The sequence below is a fragment of the Micromonospora sp. NPDC047187 genome, from assembly GCF_040643355.1.
GTDB classification, from domain to species: domain Bacteria; phylum Actinomycetota; class Actinomycetes; order Mycobacteriales; family Micromonosporaceae; genus Micromonospora; species Micromonospora salmantinae.
This window is the reverse complement of the sequence record NZ_JBEYUF010000025.1, coordinates 26,873-42,832: the sequence shown is the minus strand read 5'-3', so window position 1 is coordinate 42,832 and position 15,960 is coordinate 26,873. Positions and strand designations below refer to the sequence as shown.

Sequence of the window (15,960 nt, the reverse complement as noted above, 5' to 3'; positions counted from 1 at the left end):
GTCAGCGGGTCGCCGGTCGCTGCGCTTGGTGGTGGTCAGGCTCCCGCGGCCGACTTGAGGTCGGCGGCCCGGTCGGTGCTCTCCCAGGTCAGGTCCGGCAGCTCCCGGCCGAAGTGGCCGTACGCGGCGGTCTGCTGGTAGATCGGGCGGAGCAGGTTGAGGTCCCGGATGATCGCGGCCGGACGCAGGTCGAACACCTCGGTGACGGCCTTCTCGATCGAGGAGACGGGCACGGTCTCGGTGCCGAACGTCTCGATGAACAGGCTCACCGGGTGCGCCTTGCCGATGGCGTAGGCGACCTGCGCCTCGCACCGCTCGGCCAGGCCGGCGGCGACCACGTTCTTGGCCACCCAGCGCATCGCGTACGCGGCCGAGCGGTCCACCTTCGACGGGTCCTTGCCGGAGAACGCGCCGCCACCGTGGCGGGCGTACCCGCCGTAGGTGTCGACGATGATCTTGCGGCCGGTCAGGCCGGCGTCGCCCATCGGGCCGCCGATCTCGAACCGGCCGGTCGGGTTGACCAGCAGCCGGTAGCCATCGGTGTCCAGGCCGAGGCTCTCCAGCTCCGGGGCGATCACGTGGTCGCGCACGTCCGGGGTGAGCAGCGAGTCCAGCGAGATGTCGGCGGCGTGCTGGCTGGACACGACAACGGTGTTCAGCCGGACCGGGCGCAGTCCCTCGTACTCGATGGTGACCTGGGTCTTGCCGTCCGGCCGCAGGTACGGGATCGTGCCGTCCTTGCGCACCGCCGAGAGGCGGCGGGCCAACCGGTGCGCGAGCGCGATCGGCAGCGGCATCAGCTCGGGCGTCTCCGAGCAGGCGAAGCCGAACATCATGCCCTGGTCGCCGGCGCCCTGCGCGTCCAGCGCGCTCTCCGACGCCCCGGTGCGCAGCTCGAAGGCGTTGTCCACACCCTGCGCGATGTCCTCGGACTGCGCGCCGATGGAGACGCTGACCCCGCAGGAGGCACCGTCGAAGCCCTTCTTCGACGAGTCGTAACCGATGTCGAGGATGGTCCGGCGGACGATCGTCGGGATGTCGGCGTACGCCTTGGTGGTCACCTCACCGGCGATGTGCACCTGACCGGTGGTGATCATGGTCTCCACGGCCACGCGGCTGTGGGGATCCTCGGTCAGCAACGCGTCGAGGATGCCATCGCTGATCTGGTCAGCGATCTTGTCCGGGTGGCCTTCCGTGACCGATTCGGACGTGAAGAGACGGCGTGTCACGGCACTCCTAAGCGTGTGAGGTCGTTCCGCGGCAGTCTAATCACCACTGCGGCCGGTGTCGGGATCGGTCGCGCCCTGTTCCACCCGTCAGGAGCGGCCGGGCAGCCGCGCCACGACGAGATCCCACACGGCGTCGGCCACGGCTTCCTTGGCCTGCTCGGGCAGCCGGCTGACCGAACCGTCCGCGCCGATGACCGTCACCGTGTTGGTGTCGGCGCCGAAGACCAGGTCCGGACCGACCTCGTTGACCACGATCAGGTCGGCCCGCTTCCGGGCGAGTTTCGCCCGGCCGTTGGCCTCGGCGTCACCGGTCTCGGCGGCGAACACCACCAGCACCTGCCCTGGTCGTTTGCGCTGGCCGAGCTCCGCCGCGATGTCAGGGTTCGTGACGAGCTCGATGGTGGGTGCGACACCGTCGTCCGACTTCTTGATTTTGCCAGTCGCGTACGTCGCGGGCCGGAAATCGGCCGGAGCCGCCGCCATCACCACCGCGTCGGCCTCGACGGCGGCCTTGACTGTCGCCTCCCGCAACTCGGCGGTGGTGCCCACCCGGATCAGGTCGACCCCGGCCGGGTCGGCGAGGCCGACGTTTGCCGAGATGAGTGTGACCCGGGCACCCCGAGCGACCGCCGCGCGGGCGAACGCGTACCCCTGCTTGCCCGACGAACGGTTGCCCAGGAAACGCACCGGGTCGAGGGGCTCGCGGGTGCCACCGGCGGTGACGACCACCCGGCGACCGGCCAGGTCGGCGGGGGCGGAGGCGCCGCGGGCCAGGAGCCGACCGGCGACGGCGAAGATCTCCGCCGGGTTGGGCAGCCGGCCCTTTCCCGTGTCGGCGCCGGTGAGCCGGCCGACGGCGGGCTCGATGACCCGGACTCCCCGGGAGCGCAACGTGGCCACGTTGGCCACTGTGGCGGGGTGCTCCCACATCTCGGTGTGCATGGCCGGGGCCAGCAGGACCGGGCAGCGGGCGGTCAGCAGGGTGTTGGTCAGCAGGTCGTCGGCGAGGCCGTGGGCGGCCTTGGCGAGCAGGTCGGTGGTGGTCGGCGCGACCACCACCAGGTCGGCCTGCTTACCGAGGCGGACGTGCGGCACCTCGTGGACGTCGGTCCAGACGTCGTCGGCGACCGGTTGACCGGAGAGCGCGGCCCAGGTCGGCGCTCCAACGAAGCGGAGCGCCGACGCCGTTGGCACGACCCGAACCCGGTGACCCGATTCGGTGAAGAGTCGCAGCAGCTCGCACGCCTTGTAGGCGGCGATGCCGCCACCGACCCCGAGGACGATCGAGGCGGACATCGGCCAGCGGGGGCTTACGGCTGGTCGGTCGGCTCGGCGGTGAGCAGGCCCGAGTTGATCTCGCGCATGGCGATGGAGAGGGGCTTCTCCTGCGGGGTGGTCTCGACGAGCGGGCCGACGTACTCCAGCAGACCCTCACCGAGCTGGCTGTAGTAGGCGTTGACCTGGCGCGCGCGCTTGGCGGCGAAGATGACCAGCGCGTACTTCGACGTCGTCTTCTCGAGGAGCTCGTCGATCGGCGGGTTGGTGATGCCTTCGGGGTTGGCGATGGATCCCACGAATTAACCTCTGCGTCTTTCGAGCCGCGCGGACGCGGTGCTGAGTCTCAACGGCGGCCGACCGTCAGCCACGCACGCGCGACCAGGCCGGATCCGGATAAGAAGAACCGAGTAAGCCTACCAGCTCCTCGACCACCCGTTCGGTGTGGTCGTGGGTCAGCGCGTGCTCGACGGTGGCGGCCACCGTGGCGTCGGGCGCGTACCCGGGTGGGCTCAGCAACACCAGCCGGGCGTCGCGCAGGCGCGCCCGGACCAGTGGGACGCCGCGCAGGTCGAGCGGGAGAAGCACCGGCTGGCCGGCGTCGAGCCGGGCGCGTAGCGGCGGGTACGGGGTGCCCCGGCGGTGTGAACCGATCCGGGACCACTCCAGCAGCTCGCCGTCGACGATCCGCCGATCGAACTCGGCGGGGGCGAGGAAGACCCGGTCCACCCCGTCGATCTCCGACTCCCGGCGCGGCCTGGTGGTTGCCGCGACCGGGATCCACACGGACGGAGAACGCGCCCGGACGAGCTCGACGACACTCTCCCTGCCGGAACCCGAAGGTCCAGCCAGGACAGTGAGCCGAGCCGCCGGGCGCGCCTCGTCATCCGTGCTCACTGCTTGTTTCTACACGCTGCCAGGTTCAGTTGGCGGCGAACTCTCCAAGCAGTGCCTTGCGCTGCTGCTCGCCGAGGCCACGCAGGCGACGGCTGTCGGCGATCTTGAGCTTCTCCATGATCTGGGTAGCCCGGATCTTGCCGATGCCCGGCATGGCCTGCAGGACGGCCGACACCTTGAGCTTGCCAACGACGTCGTCGCTCTCGGCCCGCTCGAGGACGGCACCGAGGGTGGTCTTGCCCTGCTTGAGCTGCTCCTTCAGCTGAGCACGGGCCTTGCGGATCTCCGCGGCCTTCTCGAGCGCGGCAGCGCGTTGTTCGGGGGTCAGTGACGGGAGCGGCACCAGTTCTCCTCAGGTCCCTATCGCGGCGGGCGGGGCGCACCGCCGCATCTGTGAAACGTGGTGTCGCTGTGAACCAAGGGGTCCATGGTTCCCAGCGCGGGGAAAACTAGCGGCCAACGGAGCTTTCGGCAACGTGGGGCCGCATGATCACCGTAGAGTGACCGACCCGTCAGTCAGTCACCGGGCAGGCAGGACGGCCCGGCAGTCGACCAACACGCGGTCCGCGGCGGCCCGCAGCGCGGCCACGTCAGGGCCTGCCGAGAGCACTTCCCGGGAGTACGACGGGAGCACCGAGGCGAGGCTCGAACCGAAGACGGTACGCAGATCGGCTGCGCCGGCACCCTGCGCGCCGAGCCCCGGAGCGAGCAGTGGGCCACCCACACCGGAGAGGTCGTGACCGGTGTCACCGATGGTCGCGCCGACCACCAGACCGAAGCTCCCGAGCGGGGACGCACCCCTGTTGAGCTGGGAAATCTCGTCGATCACGGTTTGCGCCACGGTGCGGCCGTCAGCCGTGACGGCCCGCTGCACGGCCGCGCCCTCGGGGTTGGAGGTGAGGGCCAGCACGAACACCCCGCCGCCGTGCTCGGCGGCCAGCTCGAACATCGGCGCCAGCGAACCGACCCCGAGGTAGGGGCTCGCGGTGACCGCGTCGACATACACGGGGCTGGATGGATCAAGGTACGCGGCGGCGTACGCGCTCACCGTCGAGCCGATGTCGCCGCGCTTGACGTCGAGCAGAACGAGCGAGCCGGCATCCCGTAACTGTCGGATAGTTGACTCAAGAATCGCCACACCTCGGGACCCGAACCGCTCGAAAAAGGCCGACTGAGGCTTGACTACCGCAACCCGGTCACCAAGGGCTTCCACCACGGTCCGGCTGAACCGGTCGAGCCCCTGAACGTCGTCCGGGAGGCCCCACTGAGCCAGCAGACCGGGATGCGGGTCGATGCCCACACAGAGTGGGCCCCGCTCGGTGATCGCCCGGTGCAGCCGGGTACCGAAGCTCTCCATCGGAGTGTTCCCCTCTTCTCGTCCGGACGGCTGACCCGCCCGGGTAACCCGTCGACCCGGTGGCCGGGCCGACTCAGCCGGCCGCCACCGCCGCCGCCACCCCGGTCGCGATCCGGGCCAGGTCGACGTCGTCGGTGACGTACGGCGGCATCGTGTAGATCAGGTCGCGGAACGGACGTAGCCACACCCCCTGGGCGACAGCGGCTGTGGTCGCCGCGCCGAGGTCGACCTCGTGGTCGAGCTGCACCACGCCGATCGCGCCGAGAACCCGTACGTCGGCCACGCCCGGCGTGCCGCGCAGGGGCTCCAGACCGGCGCGCAGGCCGGCGCCGACCCTGTCGACCTGGCCGGCCCAGTCTCCGGCCCGCAGCAGCCCGATGGAGGCGTTCGCCACCGCGCAGGCCAACGGGTTGCCCATGAACGTGGGCCCGTGCGCCAGCACGCCGGTCGCCGAGATGCCCTGGGCGACCTCAGCGGTGCACAGGGTCGCCGCGAGGGTCAGGTACCCGCCGGTCAGCGCCTTGCCCAGGCAGAGCACGTCCGGCGTCACCCCGGCGTGCCCGGCGGCGAACATCTCGCCGGTACGGCCGAACCCGGTGGCGATCTCGTCGAAGATCAGCAGAATTCCGTTCGCCCGGGTCACCTCGCGCAGCACGCGCAGGTAGCCCGGGTGGTGGAAGCGCATCCCGCCAGCGCCCTGGACGACGGGCTCGACGATCACGGCGGCCAACTCGTCGGCGTGCCGCTCGACCGTCTCCACCAGGGCCGCCACGTACGCGTCGTCAGGCGGGTCGGTGAAGCCGCCCGGCGGCACCGGGGCGAACACCTGCCGGGGCAGCACGTCGCCCCACAGGTGGTGCATCCCGCCCTCCGGGTCGCAGACGCTCATCGGATGGAAGGTGTCGCCGTGGTAGCCGCCCCGCCAGGTCGCCAGCCGGCGCCGCTGTGGCCGGCCGACGGCCCGCTGGTACTGCAGGCACATCTTCACCGCCACCTCGACGCTGACCGAGCCGGAGTCGGCCAGGAACACGTGCTCCAGGCCGTCCGGGGTCAGCTCGACCAGGGTTCGGGCCAGCCGCACCGCCGGCTCGTGGGTGAGCCCGCCGAACATCACGTGGCTCATCCGGCCGAGTTGGTCGGTCACCGCCGCGTCAAGCACCGGGTGCCGGTACCCGTGGATCGCCGCCCACCAGGACGACATGCCGTCCACCAACTCCCGCCCATCGGCCAGGGTGAGCCGTACCCCCTCGGCGCCACGCACCACGTACGGCGGGTTGGCCGGCGGCAGCGCGGCGTACGGGTGCCAGACGTGCGCCCGGTCGAAGGCCAGGATCTCCTCGGGTGTCACGCGTACTCCTCTGCGCCTCAAGCGGTCCGGACGGCGGACGTCCTGCGGCCGGGTCGAACCTCTCCGCCGCTGCCTTTGCTCTGCACCCGCGGACGCGACACCCGGTGGCCGGGTGTCGCGCTCCGGGTGGTGCACCCACGGGTGCAGAGCAAAGGGCAACAACGGGCGTGTGCTCCTCGACGCGGAGCGGGCTCGGCACCCGGTTGCGCCGGGCCGGCACCGGGCCGAGGGCGGTCACCGGCCGGCGACCGCGTCCGGTGCCGCCGTTGCGGCCGCCGCGCGGGCGGCGGCGCGGACCAGGGCCGGTCCGCGGTAGATGAAGCCGGTGTAGAGCTGCACCAGGGCGGCGCCGGCATCGAACATCCGCGCCGCGTCGTCCGGGTCCAGCACCCCGCCGACGCCGACGATCGGCAGCCGGCCGCCCGTCTCGGAGTGGACGAAGGCGACCACGTCGCGGGCCCGCCCGGTGAGCGGCCGACCGGACAGGCCACCGGCCTGCCCGCCACGCTCGACGTCGACGCCGGCGAGACCGTCCCGGGACAGGGTGGTGTTGGTGGCGATCACCCCGGCGGCACCCCGGGCCAGGCAGACCTCCAGCAGCTCGGCGATCGCCGCCTCGGTCAGGTCTGGTGCGATCTTGACCAGCACCGGCTTCTCCCCCACCAACGCGCCGAGCAGCGCGTCCAGGTGGCCACGGTCCTGCAACGACCGCAGACCCGGGGTGTTCGGTGAGGACACGTTCACCGCGAAGTAGTCGCCGTGCCCGCGCAGCGCCCGGTACGAGGCGAGATAGTCCTCGACCGCCTCGTCCAGCGGGGTCACCTTGGACTTGCCCAGCGAGATGCCCAGCGGCACCCCGAGCGGGCGCGGCAGTGCCGCCAACCGGGCGGCCAGCGCGGCGGCCCCGGCGTTGTTGAAGCCCATCCGGTTGACCACCGCCTCGCTGGACGGCAGCCGGAACAGCCGCGGCCGGGGGTTGCCCGGCTGGGCGTGCGCGGTGACAGTGCCGACCTCCACGAAACCGAAGCCGAGCGCCGGCCAGGCCGGCAGCGCCGCGCCGTCCTTGTCCATCCCGGCGGCCAACCCGACCGGGTTGGGGAACCGCACCCCGAACACGGTGCGCGGCGCGTCGACCGCGTACCGGGCCCGCAGCGCGGCGAGCGCGGCCGGCCGCCGAGACAGGGCCGCCAACCGCCGCAGCGTCCACTCGTGCGCCGCCTCGGCGTCCCCGCCCCCGAGCCGGAACAACCACGGCCGTACCACCTGCTCGAACAGTGTCACCGGGCCGCCCGCAGGATTGCGTGCAGGTCCTGCAGGGGGCGGACCTGCATGTCGCCGCGGATCCGCGCCTCGATGCCCATCACCGCCGCGGCGGCGCCCGGGACCGTGGTGATGCAGGGGATGTCCGCGGTGACGGCCGCGCTGCGGATCTCATAACCGTCGGAGCGGGCGCTGGCACCCGAGCCCTGCGGCGTGTTGATCACCAGCGCCACGTGGCCGCCGCCGATCAGCGACACCGCGTCGTCGCCCGCACCGGCCTGGTAGTGCTTACGGATCTGCTCACAGGCGATGCCGTGCCGGCGCAGCACCTCGGCCGTGCCGGCGGTGGCGACGATCTCGAAGCCCAGATCGGCCAGCCGCTTGATCGGGAAGATCATGCCGCGCTTGTCCCGGTTGGCCACCGAGACGAAGATCTTCCCGGCGGTCGGCAGTGACCCGTACGCGGCCGACTGGCTCTTGGCGAAGGCGTGCCCGAAGTTGGTGTCGATGCCCATCACCTCGCCGGTCGACTTCATCTCCGGCCCGAGCAGCGAGTCGATCCCCTTGCCCGCGCGGGTTCGGAAACGCTTGAACGGCAGCACCGCCTCCTTGACCGCGACCGGCGCGTCGGCGGGCATCGTGCCCCCGTCCCCCGTCGCCGGGAGCAGGCCCTCGGTGCGCAGCTCGGCGATGCTCGCCCCGAGCGCGATCCGGGCCGCCGCCTTGGCCAGCGGCACCGCCGTGGCCTTGGAGACGAACGGGACGGTCCGCGACGCGCGCGGGTTGGCCTCCAGCACGTAGAGCACGTCGTCCTTGAGGGCGTACTGCACGTTGAGCAGGCCACGGACCCCGACGCCACGCGCGATGGCCTCGGTGTAGCGGCGGACCTCGACCAGGTGCGAGCCCGCGAGGGTGATCGGCGGGAGCGCGCAGGACGAGTCGCCGGAGTGGATGCCCGCCTCCTCGATGTGCTCCATCACGCCGCCGATGTAGACCTCGCCGTCGGCGTCGCACAGCGCGTCCACGTCGATTTCGATGGCGTCGTCGAGGAACCGGTCCACCAGCACCGGGTGGTCCGGGGAGATGTCGGTGGCCCGACCGATGTAGTCGCGCAGCGTCGGGTCGTCGTAGACGATCTCCATGCCCCGCCCGCCCAGCACGTACGACGGCCGGACCAGCACCGGGTAGCCGATCTCGTCGGCGATCGTCTTGGCCTCGTCGTACGAGGTGGCCATGCCGTGCGCCGGCGCGCGCAGTCCGGCGCGGGCCAGCACCGCGCCGAACGCGCCGCGCTCCTCGGCCAGGTGGATCGACTCCGGGGAGGTGCCGACGATCGGCACACCGGCGTTCTTCAGCCGCTGCGCCAGCCCCAGCGGGGTCTGCCCGCCGAGTTGGACGACCACCCCGACCACACCCGGCCCGCCGGCCGCCCGACCGGACGAGTCCTCGGCGTGCCAGACCTCCAGGACGTCCTCGAAGGTCAACGGCTCGAAGTAGAGCCGGTCGGCGGTGTCGTAGTCGGTGGAGACCGTCTCCGGGTTGCAGTTGACCATCACGGTCTCGTAACCGGCCGACCGCAACGCCTGCACGGCGTGCACGCAGGAGTAGTCGAACTCGATGCCCTGCCCGATCCGGTTCGGGCCGGAGCCCAGGATCAGCACCTTCGGCCGGTCCGACGGCACGACCTCGGTCTCCAGGTCGTACGTCGAGTAGTGGTACGGCGTGGTCGCCTCGAACTCGGCCGCGCAGGTGTCCACCGTCTTGTAGACCGGGCGCACGTCCAGGCGGTGCCGCAGGGTCCGTACGCCGTCCTCGGCGGCCAGCTCCGGGCGCAGCGCGGCGAGCTGCCGGTCGGACAGACCGGCCCGCTTGGCACGACGCAGCAGGTCGGCGTCGAGCACCGGCGCGTCGACGATCTCGGCGCGCAGCTCGATCAGCGCGGCGATCTGGTCCAGGAACCACGGGTCGATGCCGCCGGACGCCTCGGCCACCTCGGCGATCGACGCCCCGAGCCGCAGCGCCCGCTCCACTGTGTAGAGCCGGCCGTCGTGCGGGATCCGCAGCGCCGCGAGAGTGTCCGCCAGGGTGACGCCGGCCGGGTCCGGCACACTCCAGAAACCGGCCGATTTGGTTTCCATCGAGCGCATCGCCTTGTTCAGCGCCTCGGTGAAGTTGCGCCCGAGGCTCATCGCCTCGCCCACCGACTTCATCGTCGTGGTCAGCTCCGGGTCGGCGCCGGGGAACTTCTCGAACGCGAACCGGGGGATCTTCACCACCACGTAGTCGAGGGTCGGCTCGAACGCCGCCGGGGTCTTCAGGGTGATGTCGTTGGGGATCTCGTCGAGGGTGTAGCCGATGGCCAGCTTCGCGGCGATCTTCGCGATCGGGAAGCCGGTCGCCTTGGAGGCCAGCGCCGAGGACCGCGACACCCGGGGGTTCATCTCGATCACGACGATCCGGCCGTCGACCGGGTTGACAGCGAACTGGATGTTGCAGCCGCCGGTGTCCACCCCGACCTCGCGCAGCACGGCGATGCCCAGGTCACGCAGGCGCTGGTACTCCCGGTCGGTGAGCGTCATGGCCGGGGCCACTGTGACGCTGTCGCCGGTGTGCACACCCATCGGGTCGATGTTCTCGATCGAGCAGACCACCACCACGTTGTCGTGCCGGTCGCGCATCAGCTCGAGCTCGTACTCCTTCCAGCCGAGCACGCTCTCCTCGATGAGCACCTCGTGCACCGGGCTGGCGGACAGGCCGTCGCCGGCGATGCGGGCCAGGTCCTCCGGGGTGTGCGCCATGCCGGAGCCCAGGCCCCCCATGGTGAACGACGGCCGGATCACCACCGGCAGGCCCAGCTCGGCGACTGTCGCCTCGACCTCGTCCATCGAGTGGCAGACCCGCGAGCGGGGCACCAGCCCGGTCGGGTCGTCGACGCCGAGCCGTACGCCGGCCTTCGCCACGATCTCCTTGAACAGCTGCCGGTCCTCGCCCCGGTTGATGGCGTCGATGTTCGCGCCGATCAGCTCCACGCCGTACTTCTCCAGGACGCCGGCCTCGTGCAGGGCGACGGCCGTGTTCAGCGCGGTCTGACCGCCGAGGGTCGCGAGGATCGCGTCCGGGCGCTCCTTGGCGATGACCAGCTCCACGAACTCCGGGGTGATCGGCTCGACGTAGGTCGCGTCGGCGAACTCCGGGTCCGTCATGATCGTCGCCGGGTTGGAGTTGACCAGGCTGACCCGGATCCCCTCGCTGCGCAGCACCCGGCACGCCTGGGTGCCGGAGTAGTCGAACTCGCAGGCCTGCCCGATGACGATCGGCCCGGAGCCGATCACGAGGATGTGCTTGAGATCGGTCCGCTTAGGCATTGCTGCGCCCCTTGCTGTGGGTCCGGCCTTCGATCAAGTCGGCGAATCGGTCGAAGAGGTAGTCCGCGTCGTGCGGACCGGCCGCCGCCTCCGGGTGGTACTGGACGGTGAACGCGGGCAGGTCCACCGCCCGCAGCCCCTCGACCACGTTGTCATTGAGGCAGACGTGCGACACCCGTACGCCACCGAAGTCGGTGTCGATCACCTGGTCGGGGACGACCACGCCGACACCCGCACCGGGCACCCGCACCGCGAAGCCGTGGTTGTGGCTGGTCACCTCGACCTTGCCGGTGACCCGGTCCAGCACCGGCTGGTTGATCCCCCGGTGGCCGTAGCCCAGCTTGTAGGTGCCGAAGCCGAGCGCCCGACCGAGGATCTGGCTGCCGAAGCAGATGCCGAACAGCGGCACCTCCCGCCGCAGCGCCTCCCGGGCCAGCTCCACCGGGGCGTCGGCGGTGGCCGGGTCGCCCGGGCCGGGCGACAGGAAGATCGCGTCGGCGCCGGTGGCGAGCATCTGGTCGATGCTCGACGACGCCGGCAGCACATGGGTGGTCACCCCACGGGTGGCCAGCCGACGCGGCACGTTGCGCTTGATGCCCAGGTCCAGGGCGGCCACTGTGAGCCGGTGCTCGCCCAGGGCCTCGACGACGTACGGCTCGGCGGTGCTCACCTCGGCGGACAGGTCCGCGCCGACCATCTGCGGCGCCTGGCGGACCCGGGCCAGCAGGCTCTGCGGGTCGTTGTCGATGCTGGAGATGCCCACCCGCATGGCGCCCCGCTCGCGCAGGTGCCGGGTCAGCGCCCGGGTGTCCACCCCGCTGATGCCCACCACGCCCTCGGTGGCGAGGCGGTCCTCGAGACCGCCGGTGGCCCGCCAGTTCGAGCCGATCCGGGCCGGGTCGCGTACGACGTAGCCGGCCACCCAGATCCGACCGGACTCGTCGTCCTCGCCGTTGACGCCGGTGTTGCCGATGTGCGGCGCGGTCTGCACCACCACCTGACGGTGGTAGGACGGGTCGGTGAGGGTCTCCTGGTAACCGGTCATGCCGGTGTTGAAGACCGCCTCGCCGAAGGTCTCCCCGACGCTGCCGTACGCCTCGCCGGGGAACGTGCGCCCGTCCTCCAGCACCAGGATTGCGGGTCTGCGCTTGACCATTACTTGACAGCCTTTCCGTCCAGGACCGTCGGCTCGCCACGCAGGAAGGTCGCCACGATGCGACCTGGCAGCGTCATGCGGGCGTACGGGGTGTTGCGACTGCGACTGGCCAGCTCCGCCGGCTCGATGGTGCGGTGGGCGGCCGGGTCGATCAGGGTCAGGTTGGCCGGGACACCCGGCGCGGGGTCGACGCCGTGCCCGGTGAGGCCGGCGATCCGTGCGGGGGTGCGCGACATCCGCTCGGCGATCAGGTCCCACTCGGGGCCGAGCACGTCCAGCGCGATGGAGAGGGCCGTCTCCAGACCGAGCATCCCCGGTCGGGCGTACGCCCACTCGCACTCCTTGTCCTCCACCGCGTGCGGGGCGTGGTCGGTGGCGATCACGTCGATCACCCCGTCGGCGAGGGCGGCACGCAGCGCGGCGATGTCCGCGGCGGTGCGCAGCGGCGGGTTCACCTTGTAGACCGGGTCGTAGGTTTCCGCCCGTTCGTCGGTGAGCAGCAGGTGGTGCGGGGTCACCTCGGCGGTCACCCGTACCCCGCGCGCCTTTGCCTGACGCAGCACCTCGACGCTGCCGGCGGTGGAGACGTGGCAGACGTGCAGTCGGCTGCCCACGTGCTCGGCGAGCAGCACGTCCCGGGCGATGATCGCCTCCTCGGCGACCGCCGGCCAGCCGATCAGGCCGAGCCGGGTGGAGACCTCGCCCTCGTGCATCTGGGCGCCCTCGGTGAGCCGGGGCTCCTCGGCGTGCTGGGCGATGATCCCGTCGAACGCCTTGACGTACTCCAGGGCTCGGCGCATCAACTTCGGGTCGGCGACGCAGTGCCCGTCGTCGGAGAAGATCCGTACCCGGGCCGCGGAGTCGGCCATCGCGCCCAGCTCGGCCAGCCGCTCGCCGGCCAGCCCGACGGTGACCGCGCCGATCGGCTGCACGTCGACCAGGCCGGCCTCGCGGCCGAGGCGCCAGACCTGCTCGACAACGCCGGCGGTGTCCGCCACCGGGGAGGTGTTGGCCATCGCGCAGACCGCCGTGTAGCCGCCCAGCGCCGCCGCCCGGGAACCGGACTCGACGGTCTCGGCGTCCTCCCGACCGGGCTCGCGCAGGTGGGTGTGCAGGTCCACGAGGCCGGGCAGGGCGACCAGGCCGGTGCCGTCGACGACCGTGGCGTCCGGCGCGGTCAGGCCGGCACCGACCTCGGCGATCACGCCGTCGCGGATCAGCAGGTCGGTCGGCGCGGCGCCGACGACACTCACGCTGGTGATCAGGTACGCGGTCACCGGTTGTTCCCTCCGAGCAGCAGGTAAAGGACAGCCATCCGCACGGAGACCCCGTTGGTGACCTGTTCGACGATGGTGGAGCGGGGTGAGTCGGCGACCTCGGGGGTGATCTCCATCCCCCGGTTCATCGGGCCGGGGTGCATGACGATCGCGTGCTCGGGCAGCCGGCGCATCCGCGGGCCATCCAGCCCGTAGCGGCGGGCGTACTCGCGCGCGGAGGGGAAGTAGGAGTCGTTCATCCGCTCCCGCTGCACGCGCAGCATCATCACCACGTCCACGTTCGGCAGGACGGAGTCGAGGTCGTAGGAGACGTCGGTGCCGGGCGCGAGGGCGCCCGCGATGTCGACCGGGATGAGGGTCGGCGGGCCGACCAGGGTGACCTTGGCGCCGAGGGTGGACAGCAGCAGCACGTTGGAGCGGGCCACCCGGGAGTGCAGCACGTCCCCGACCACCGCGACCGACAGGCCGGCGAGCCGGCCCAGCCGGGCCCGCATGGTGTACGCGTCCAGCAGCGCCTGGGTGGGGTGCTCGTGGGTGCCGTCGCCGGCGTTGACGACCGACCCGTCCACCCAGTTGGCCAGGCGGTGCGGCGCGCCGGAGGCGGGGTGTCGGATGACGACGGCGTCCGCGCCCATGGCCTGCAGGGTCAACGCGGTGTCCTTCAGGCTCTCACCCTTGGTGACGCTGGACCCCTTCGCGGAAAAGTTGATCACGTCGGCGCTGAGCCGCTTCGCCGCCGCCTCGAAGGAGATCCGGGTCCGCGTGGAGTCCTCGTAGAAGAGGTTCACCACGGTCCGTCCGCGCAGCGCGGGAAGCTTCTTGATCTCCCGGCCGGCGACGGTGGCCATCTCGGCGGCGGTGTCCAGGATCTCGGTGGCGGTGTCGGCGTCCAGGTCACCGCCGGAGAGCAGATGCTTGATCATGAGGCGGTCCCCCCGTAGAGCTTGACCTCGTCCGTCCCGTCGATCTCCGCGAGCGTCACCTTGACGCTCTCGGCGAGCGAGGTCGGGATGTTCTTGCCGACGTAGTCGGCGCGGATCGGCAACTCCCGGTGGCCCCGGTCGACCAGGACGGCGAGCTGCACCGAGGCCGGGCGGCCCACGTCGTTGAGCGCGTCGAGCGCGGCCCGGACGGTGCGGCCGGAGAAGAGCACGTCGTCGACCAGGATGACCCGCTTGCCGTCGATCCCCCCGGGGGGCAGCTCGGTCGGACCCACCGCGCGGGTGGCGTGCCGACGGAGGTCGTCGCGGTACAGGGTGATGTCGAGCACACCGACCGGAACGGCGACGTCCTCGAAGGTGCTGATCCGGTCGGCGAGTCGCCGGGCGAGGGGGGTGCCCCGGGTGGGAATCCCGAGCAGCACCGTGTTGGCGGCGCCCTGGGTCTTCTCCAGGATCTGGTGTGCGATGCGGTCGACCACGCGTTGCACGTCGGCGCTGGCGAGGATCACCTTCACCGAGGGTTGTTGCGGTGGTGACGAGCGGGCAGCCGGTGGGTATGCCACGGCGGACCTCCTTCCCCGCCTCACGGGACGGGTCGTTAAAGGATGTCGGGCACCTCCGGCCGGACCGCTCAGCAGACCTGGGCCGGGGCTTCCGCCACGTTACCAGTGGTCACCGGGGTGATGGACGGCGGCCGCTGACCACCGGGTCAGGTACCGGAAAAGGGGAAAACTCCCCGGACGCTCCGCAACGGTAGGGGCACGACCACTTGACCACGTGTCGCATTCCCCGTACCGTCACGCTCCGTAGCGATCGACGGGAGAACCCCGAGCAGCACTGGGAGTGTCCGAATGCCCTCTGAATACGCCAAGTCTCTGGGCGCCCGCCTGCGCTCCATCCGCCAGCAGCAGGGTCTCTCCCTGCAGGGTGTGGAGGAGAAGTCGAACGGGCGGTGGAAGGCCGTGGTGGTCGGCTCGTACGAGCGTGGCGACCGGGCCGTGACGGTGTCCCGTCTGGCCGAGTTGGCCGAGTTCTACCGCGTACCCGTCTCGGAGCTGCTGCCTGACGGCAGTGGCGTCCGTCACGAGCCCACCAGCAAGATTGTCCTGGACCTGGAGCGGCTCTACGACGAGGCCTCCGAGGACCTGGCCTACGTTGCCCGCTACGCCCGCGCCATCCAGCAGCAGCGCGGCGACTACAACGGCCGGGTGCTCTCCATCCGCGCCGACGACCTGCGGGCGCTCGCGATCGTCTACGACGCCTCACCGTCGGGCCTGATCGAGCGGCTCACCGAGCACGGCGTGCTGGTGGCCGACCCCCGGGCGTTCTTCGCCTCCTGATCTGCCGCTCCACCTGATCTGCCGCTCCACCGAAAGGGCCCGTGCCAGCTGGCACGGGCCCTTTCGGATGTGCGGTGTTCGGTGCGGACGCTCAGCGGGTGGCGTACTCGGCGATCCGGCCGAGCACCCCGTTGAGGAAGCGCGGCGAGTCGTCGGTCGACATCTGCCGAGCCAGCTCCACGGCCTCGCTGATCGCCACCGCGTCGTCGATCTCGTCGACGTAGAGCAACTCGTAGACGGCGATCCGGGCCAGATTACGGTCGACGACCGGCATCCGCTCCAGCGTCCAACCCTCGGCGTAGCTGGCGATCAGCTCGTCGATCCGGTTGAGGTGCTCGGCAACCCCCTCGACCAGGCCCACCGCGTAGCCGAGGTGCTCCGGTCGGGGCTGCTCGATCCGCTGCACGTAGCCGGCGAGCACCTCCACCGGAGGCTTGTCCCGCAGGTCGGCCTCGTAAAGGACATCCAGCGCCCGCTTGCGCGCCTTGCGGCGCGCCGGCATCTGCTGCTTGGAA

Annotated in this window: 15 protein-coding genes; 1 reads left to right on the top strand and 14 read right to left on the bottom strand. The window is 71.3% G+C overall.

The window, feature by feature from the left end:
- Nucleotides 1–35 precede the first annotated feature (35 nt).
- The 13 genes from metK to pyrR form a co-directional block, all read right to left on the bottom strand.
- Nucleotides 36–1,229, bottom strand: coding sequence for a methionine adenosyltransferase (gene metK, locus ABZ794_RS28215; protein ID WP_091401916.1), 1,194 nt, complete (start codon nt 1,227–1,229; stop codon nt 36–38).
- 87 nt (nt 1,230–1,316) lie between these two features.
- On the bottom strand, nt 1,317–2,525 hold the full coding sequence (coaBC, locus tag ABZ794_RS28210) for a bifunctional phosphopantothenoylcysteine decarboxylase/phosphopantothenate--cysteine ligase CoaBC (protein WP_210785453.1): 1,209 nt from the start codon (nt 2,523–2,525) through the stop codon (nt 1,317–1,319).
- A 14-nt stretch (nt 2,526–2,539) separates the two neighbouring features.
- Nucleotides 2,540–2,803, bottom strand: a complete 264-nt coding sequence (gene rpoZ, locus ABZ794_RS28205; protein WP_030335666.1) for a DNA-directed RNA polymerase subunit omega — start codon at nt 2,801–2,803, stop codon at nt 2,540–2,542.
- 64 nt (nt 2,804–2,867) lie between these two features.
- Nucleotides 2,868–3,401 (bottom strand): guanylate kinase, encoded by a 534-nt coding sequence (locus ABZ794_RS28200; protein WP_210785454.1) that lies wholly within the window; start codon nt 3,399–3,401, stop codon nt 2,868–2,870.
- Between the two features lie 25 nt (nt 3,402–3,426).
- Nucleotides 3,427–3,744, bottom strand: a complete 318-nt coding sequence (gene mihF, locus ABZ794_RS28195) for an integration host factor, actinobacterial type (RefSeq protein WP_030335662.1) — start codon at nt 3,742–3,744, stop codon at nt 3,427–3,429.
- Between the two features lie 177 nt (nt 3,745–3,921).
- Nucleotides 3,922–4,758 (bottom strand): orotidine-5'-phosphate decarboxylase, encoded by an 837-nt coding sequence (gene pyrF / locus ABZ794_RS28190; RefSeq protein ID WP_091401910.1) that lies wholly within the window; start codon nt 4,756–4,758, stop codon nt 3,922–3,924.
- A gap of 73 nt (nt 4,759–4,831) precedes the next feature.
- The gene (locus ABZ794_RS28185) at nt 4,832–6,106 is read right to left on the bottom strand and encodes an adenosylmethionine--8-amino-7-oxononanoate transaminase (protein ID WP_210785467.1); all 1,275 of its coding nucleotides are present in this window, start codon (nt 6,104–6,106) and stop codon (nt 4,832–4,834) included.
- A 234-nt stretch (nt 6,107–6,340) separates the two neighbouring features.
- Nucleotides 6,341–7,387: a quinone-dependent dihydroorotate dehydrogenase gene (locus tag ABZ794_RS28180; protein ID WP_238688692.1), complete on the bottom strand. Its 1,047-nt coding sequence runs from the start codon at nt 7,385–7,387 to the stop codon at nt 6,341–6,343.
- The gene (carB, locus tag ABZ794_RS28175) at nt 7,384–10,731 is read right to left on the bottom strand and encodes a carbamoyl-phosphate synthase large subunit (RefSeq protein WP_210785455.1); all 3,348 of its coding nucleotides are present in this window, start codon (nt 10,729–10,731) and stop codon (nt 7,384–7,386) included. The genes ABZ794_RS28180 and carB overlap by 4 nt, the downstream gene beginning before the upstream one ends.
- Nucleotides 10,724–11,887 carry a glutamine-hydrolyzing carbamoyl-phosphate synthase small subunit gene (gene carA / locus ABZ794_RS28170; protein WP_357518381.1) on the bottom strand — a complete coding sequence of 388 codons (1,164 nt, stop codon included), beginning with the start codon at nt 11,885–11,887 and terminating at the stop codon, nt 10,724–10,726. The genes carB and carA overlap by 8 nt, the downstream gene beginning before the upstream one ends.
- Complete coding sequence (locus ABZ794_RS28165) at nt 11,887–13,164, bottom strand: dihydroorotase (RefSeq protein ID WP_210785457.1); 1,278 nt, start codon at nt 13,162–13,164, stop codon at nt 11,887–11,889. The genes carA and ABZ794_RS28165 overlap by 1 nt, the downstream gene beginning before the upstream one ends.
- The gene (locus tag ABZ794_RS28160) at nt 13,161–14,087 is read right to left on the bottom strand and encodes an aspartate carbamoyltransferase catalytic subunit (protein WP_091401900.1); all 927 of its coding nucleotides are present in this window, start codon (nt 14,085–14,087) and stop codon (nt 13,161–13,163) included. The genes ABZ794_RS28165 and ABZ794_RS28160 overlap by 4 nt, the downstream gene beginning before the upstream one ends.
- The gene (pyrR, locus tag ABZ794_RS28155) at nt 14,084–14,668 is read right to left on the bottom strand and encodes a bifunctional pyr operon transcriptional regulator/uracil phosphoribosyltransferase PyrR (RefSeq protein WP_210785458.1); all 585 of its coding nucleotides are present in this window, start codon (nt 14,666–14,668) and stop codon (nt 14,084–14,086) included. Before pyrR ends, ABZ794_RS28160 begins: the two co-directional genes overlap by 4 nt.
- A 288-nt stretch (nt 14,669–14,956) precedes the next feature.
- Between pyrR and ABZ794_RS28150 the strand changes: the two genes are divergently transcribed.
- A complete protein-coding gene (locus tag ABZ794_RS28150; protein WP_007458348.1) occupies nt 14,957–15,445 on the top strand; it encodes a transcriptional regulator in 489 nt (162 codons plus the stop codon).
- A 91-nt stretch (nt 15,446–15,536) separates the two neighbouring features.
- On the opposite strand, the gene nusB is transcribed toward ABZ794_RS28150, so the two are convergent.
- Entirely contained in the window at nt 15,537–15,947 is a 411-nt protein-coding gene (nusB, locus tag ABZ794_RS28145) for a transcription antitermination factor NusB (RefSeq protein WP_184188983.1), read from the bottom strand.
- Between the last annotated feature and the right edge of the window lie 13 nt (nt 15,948–15,960).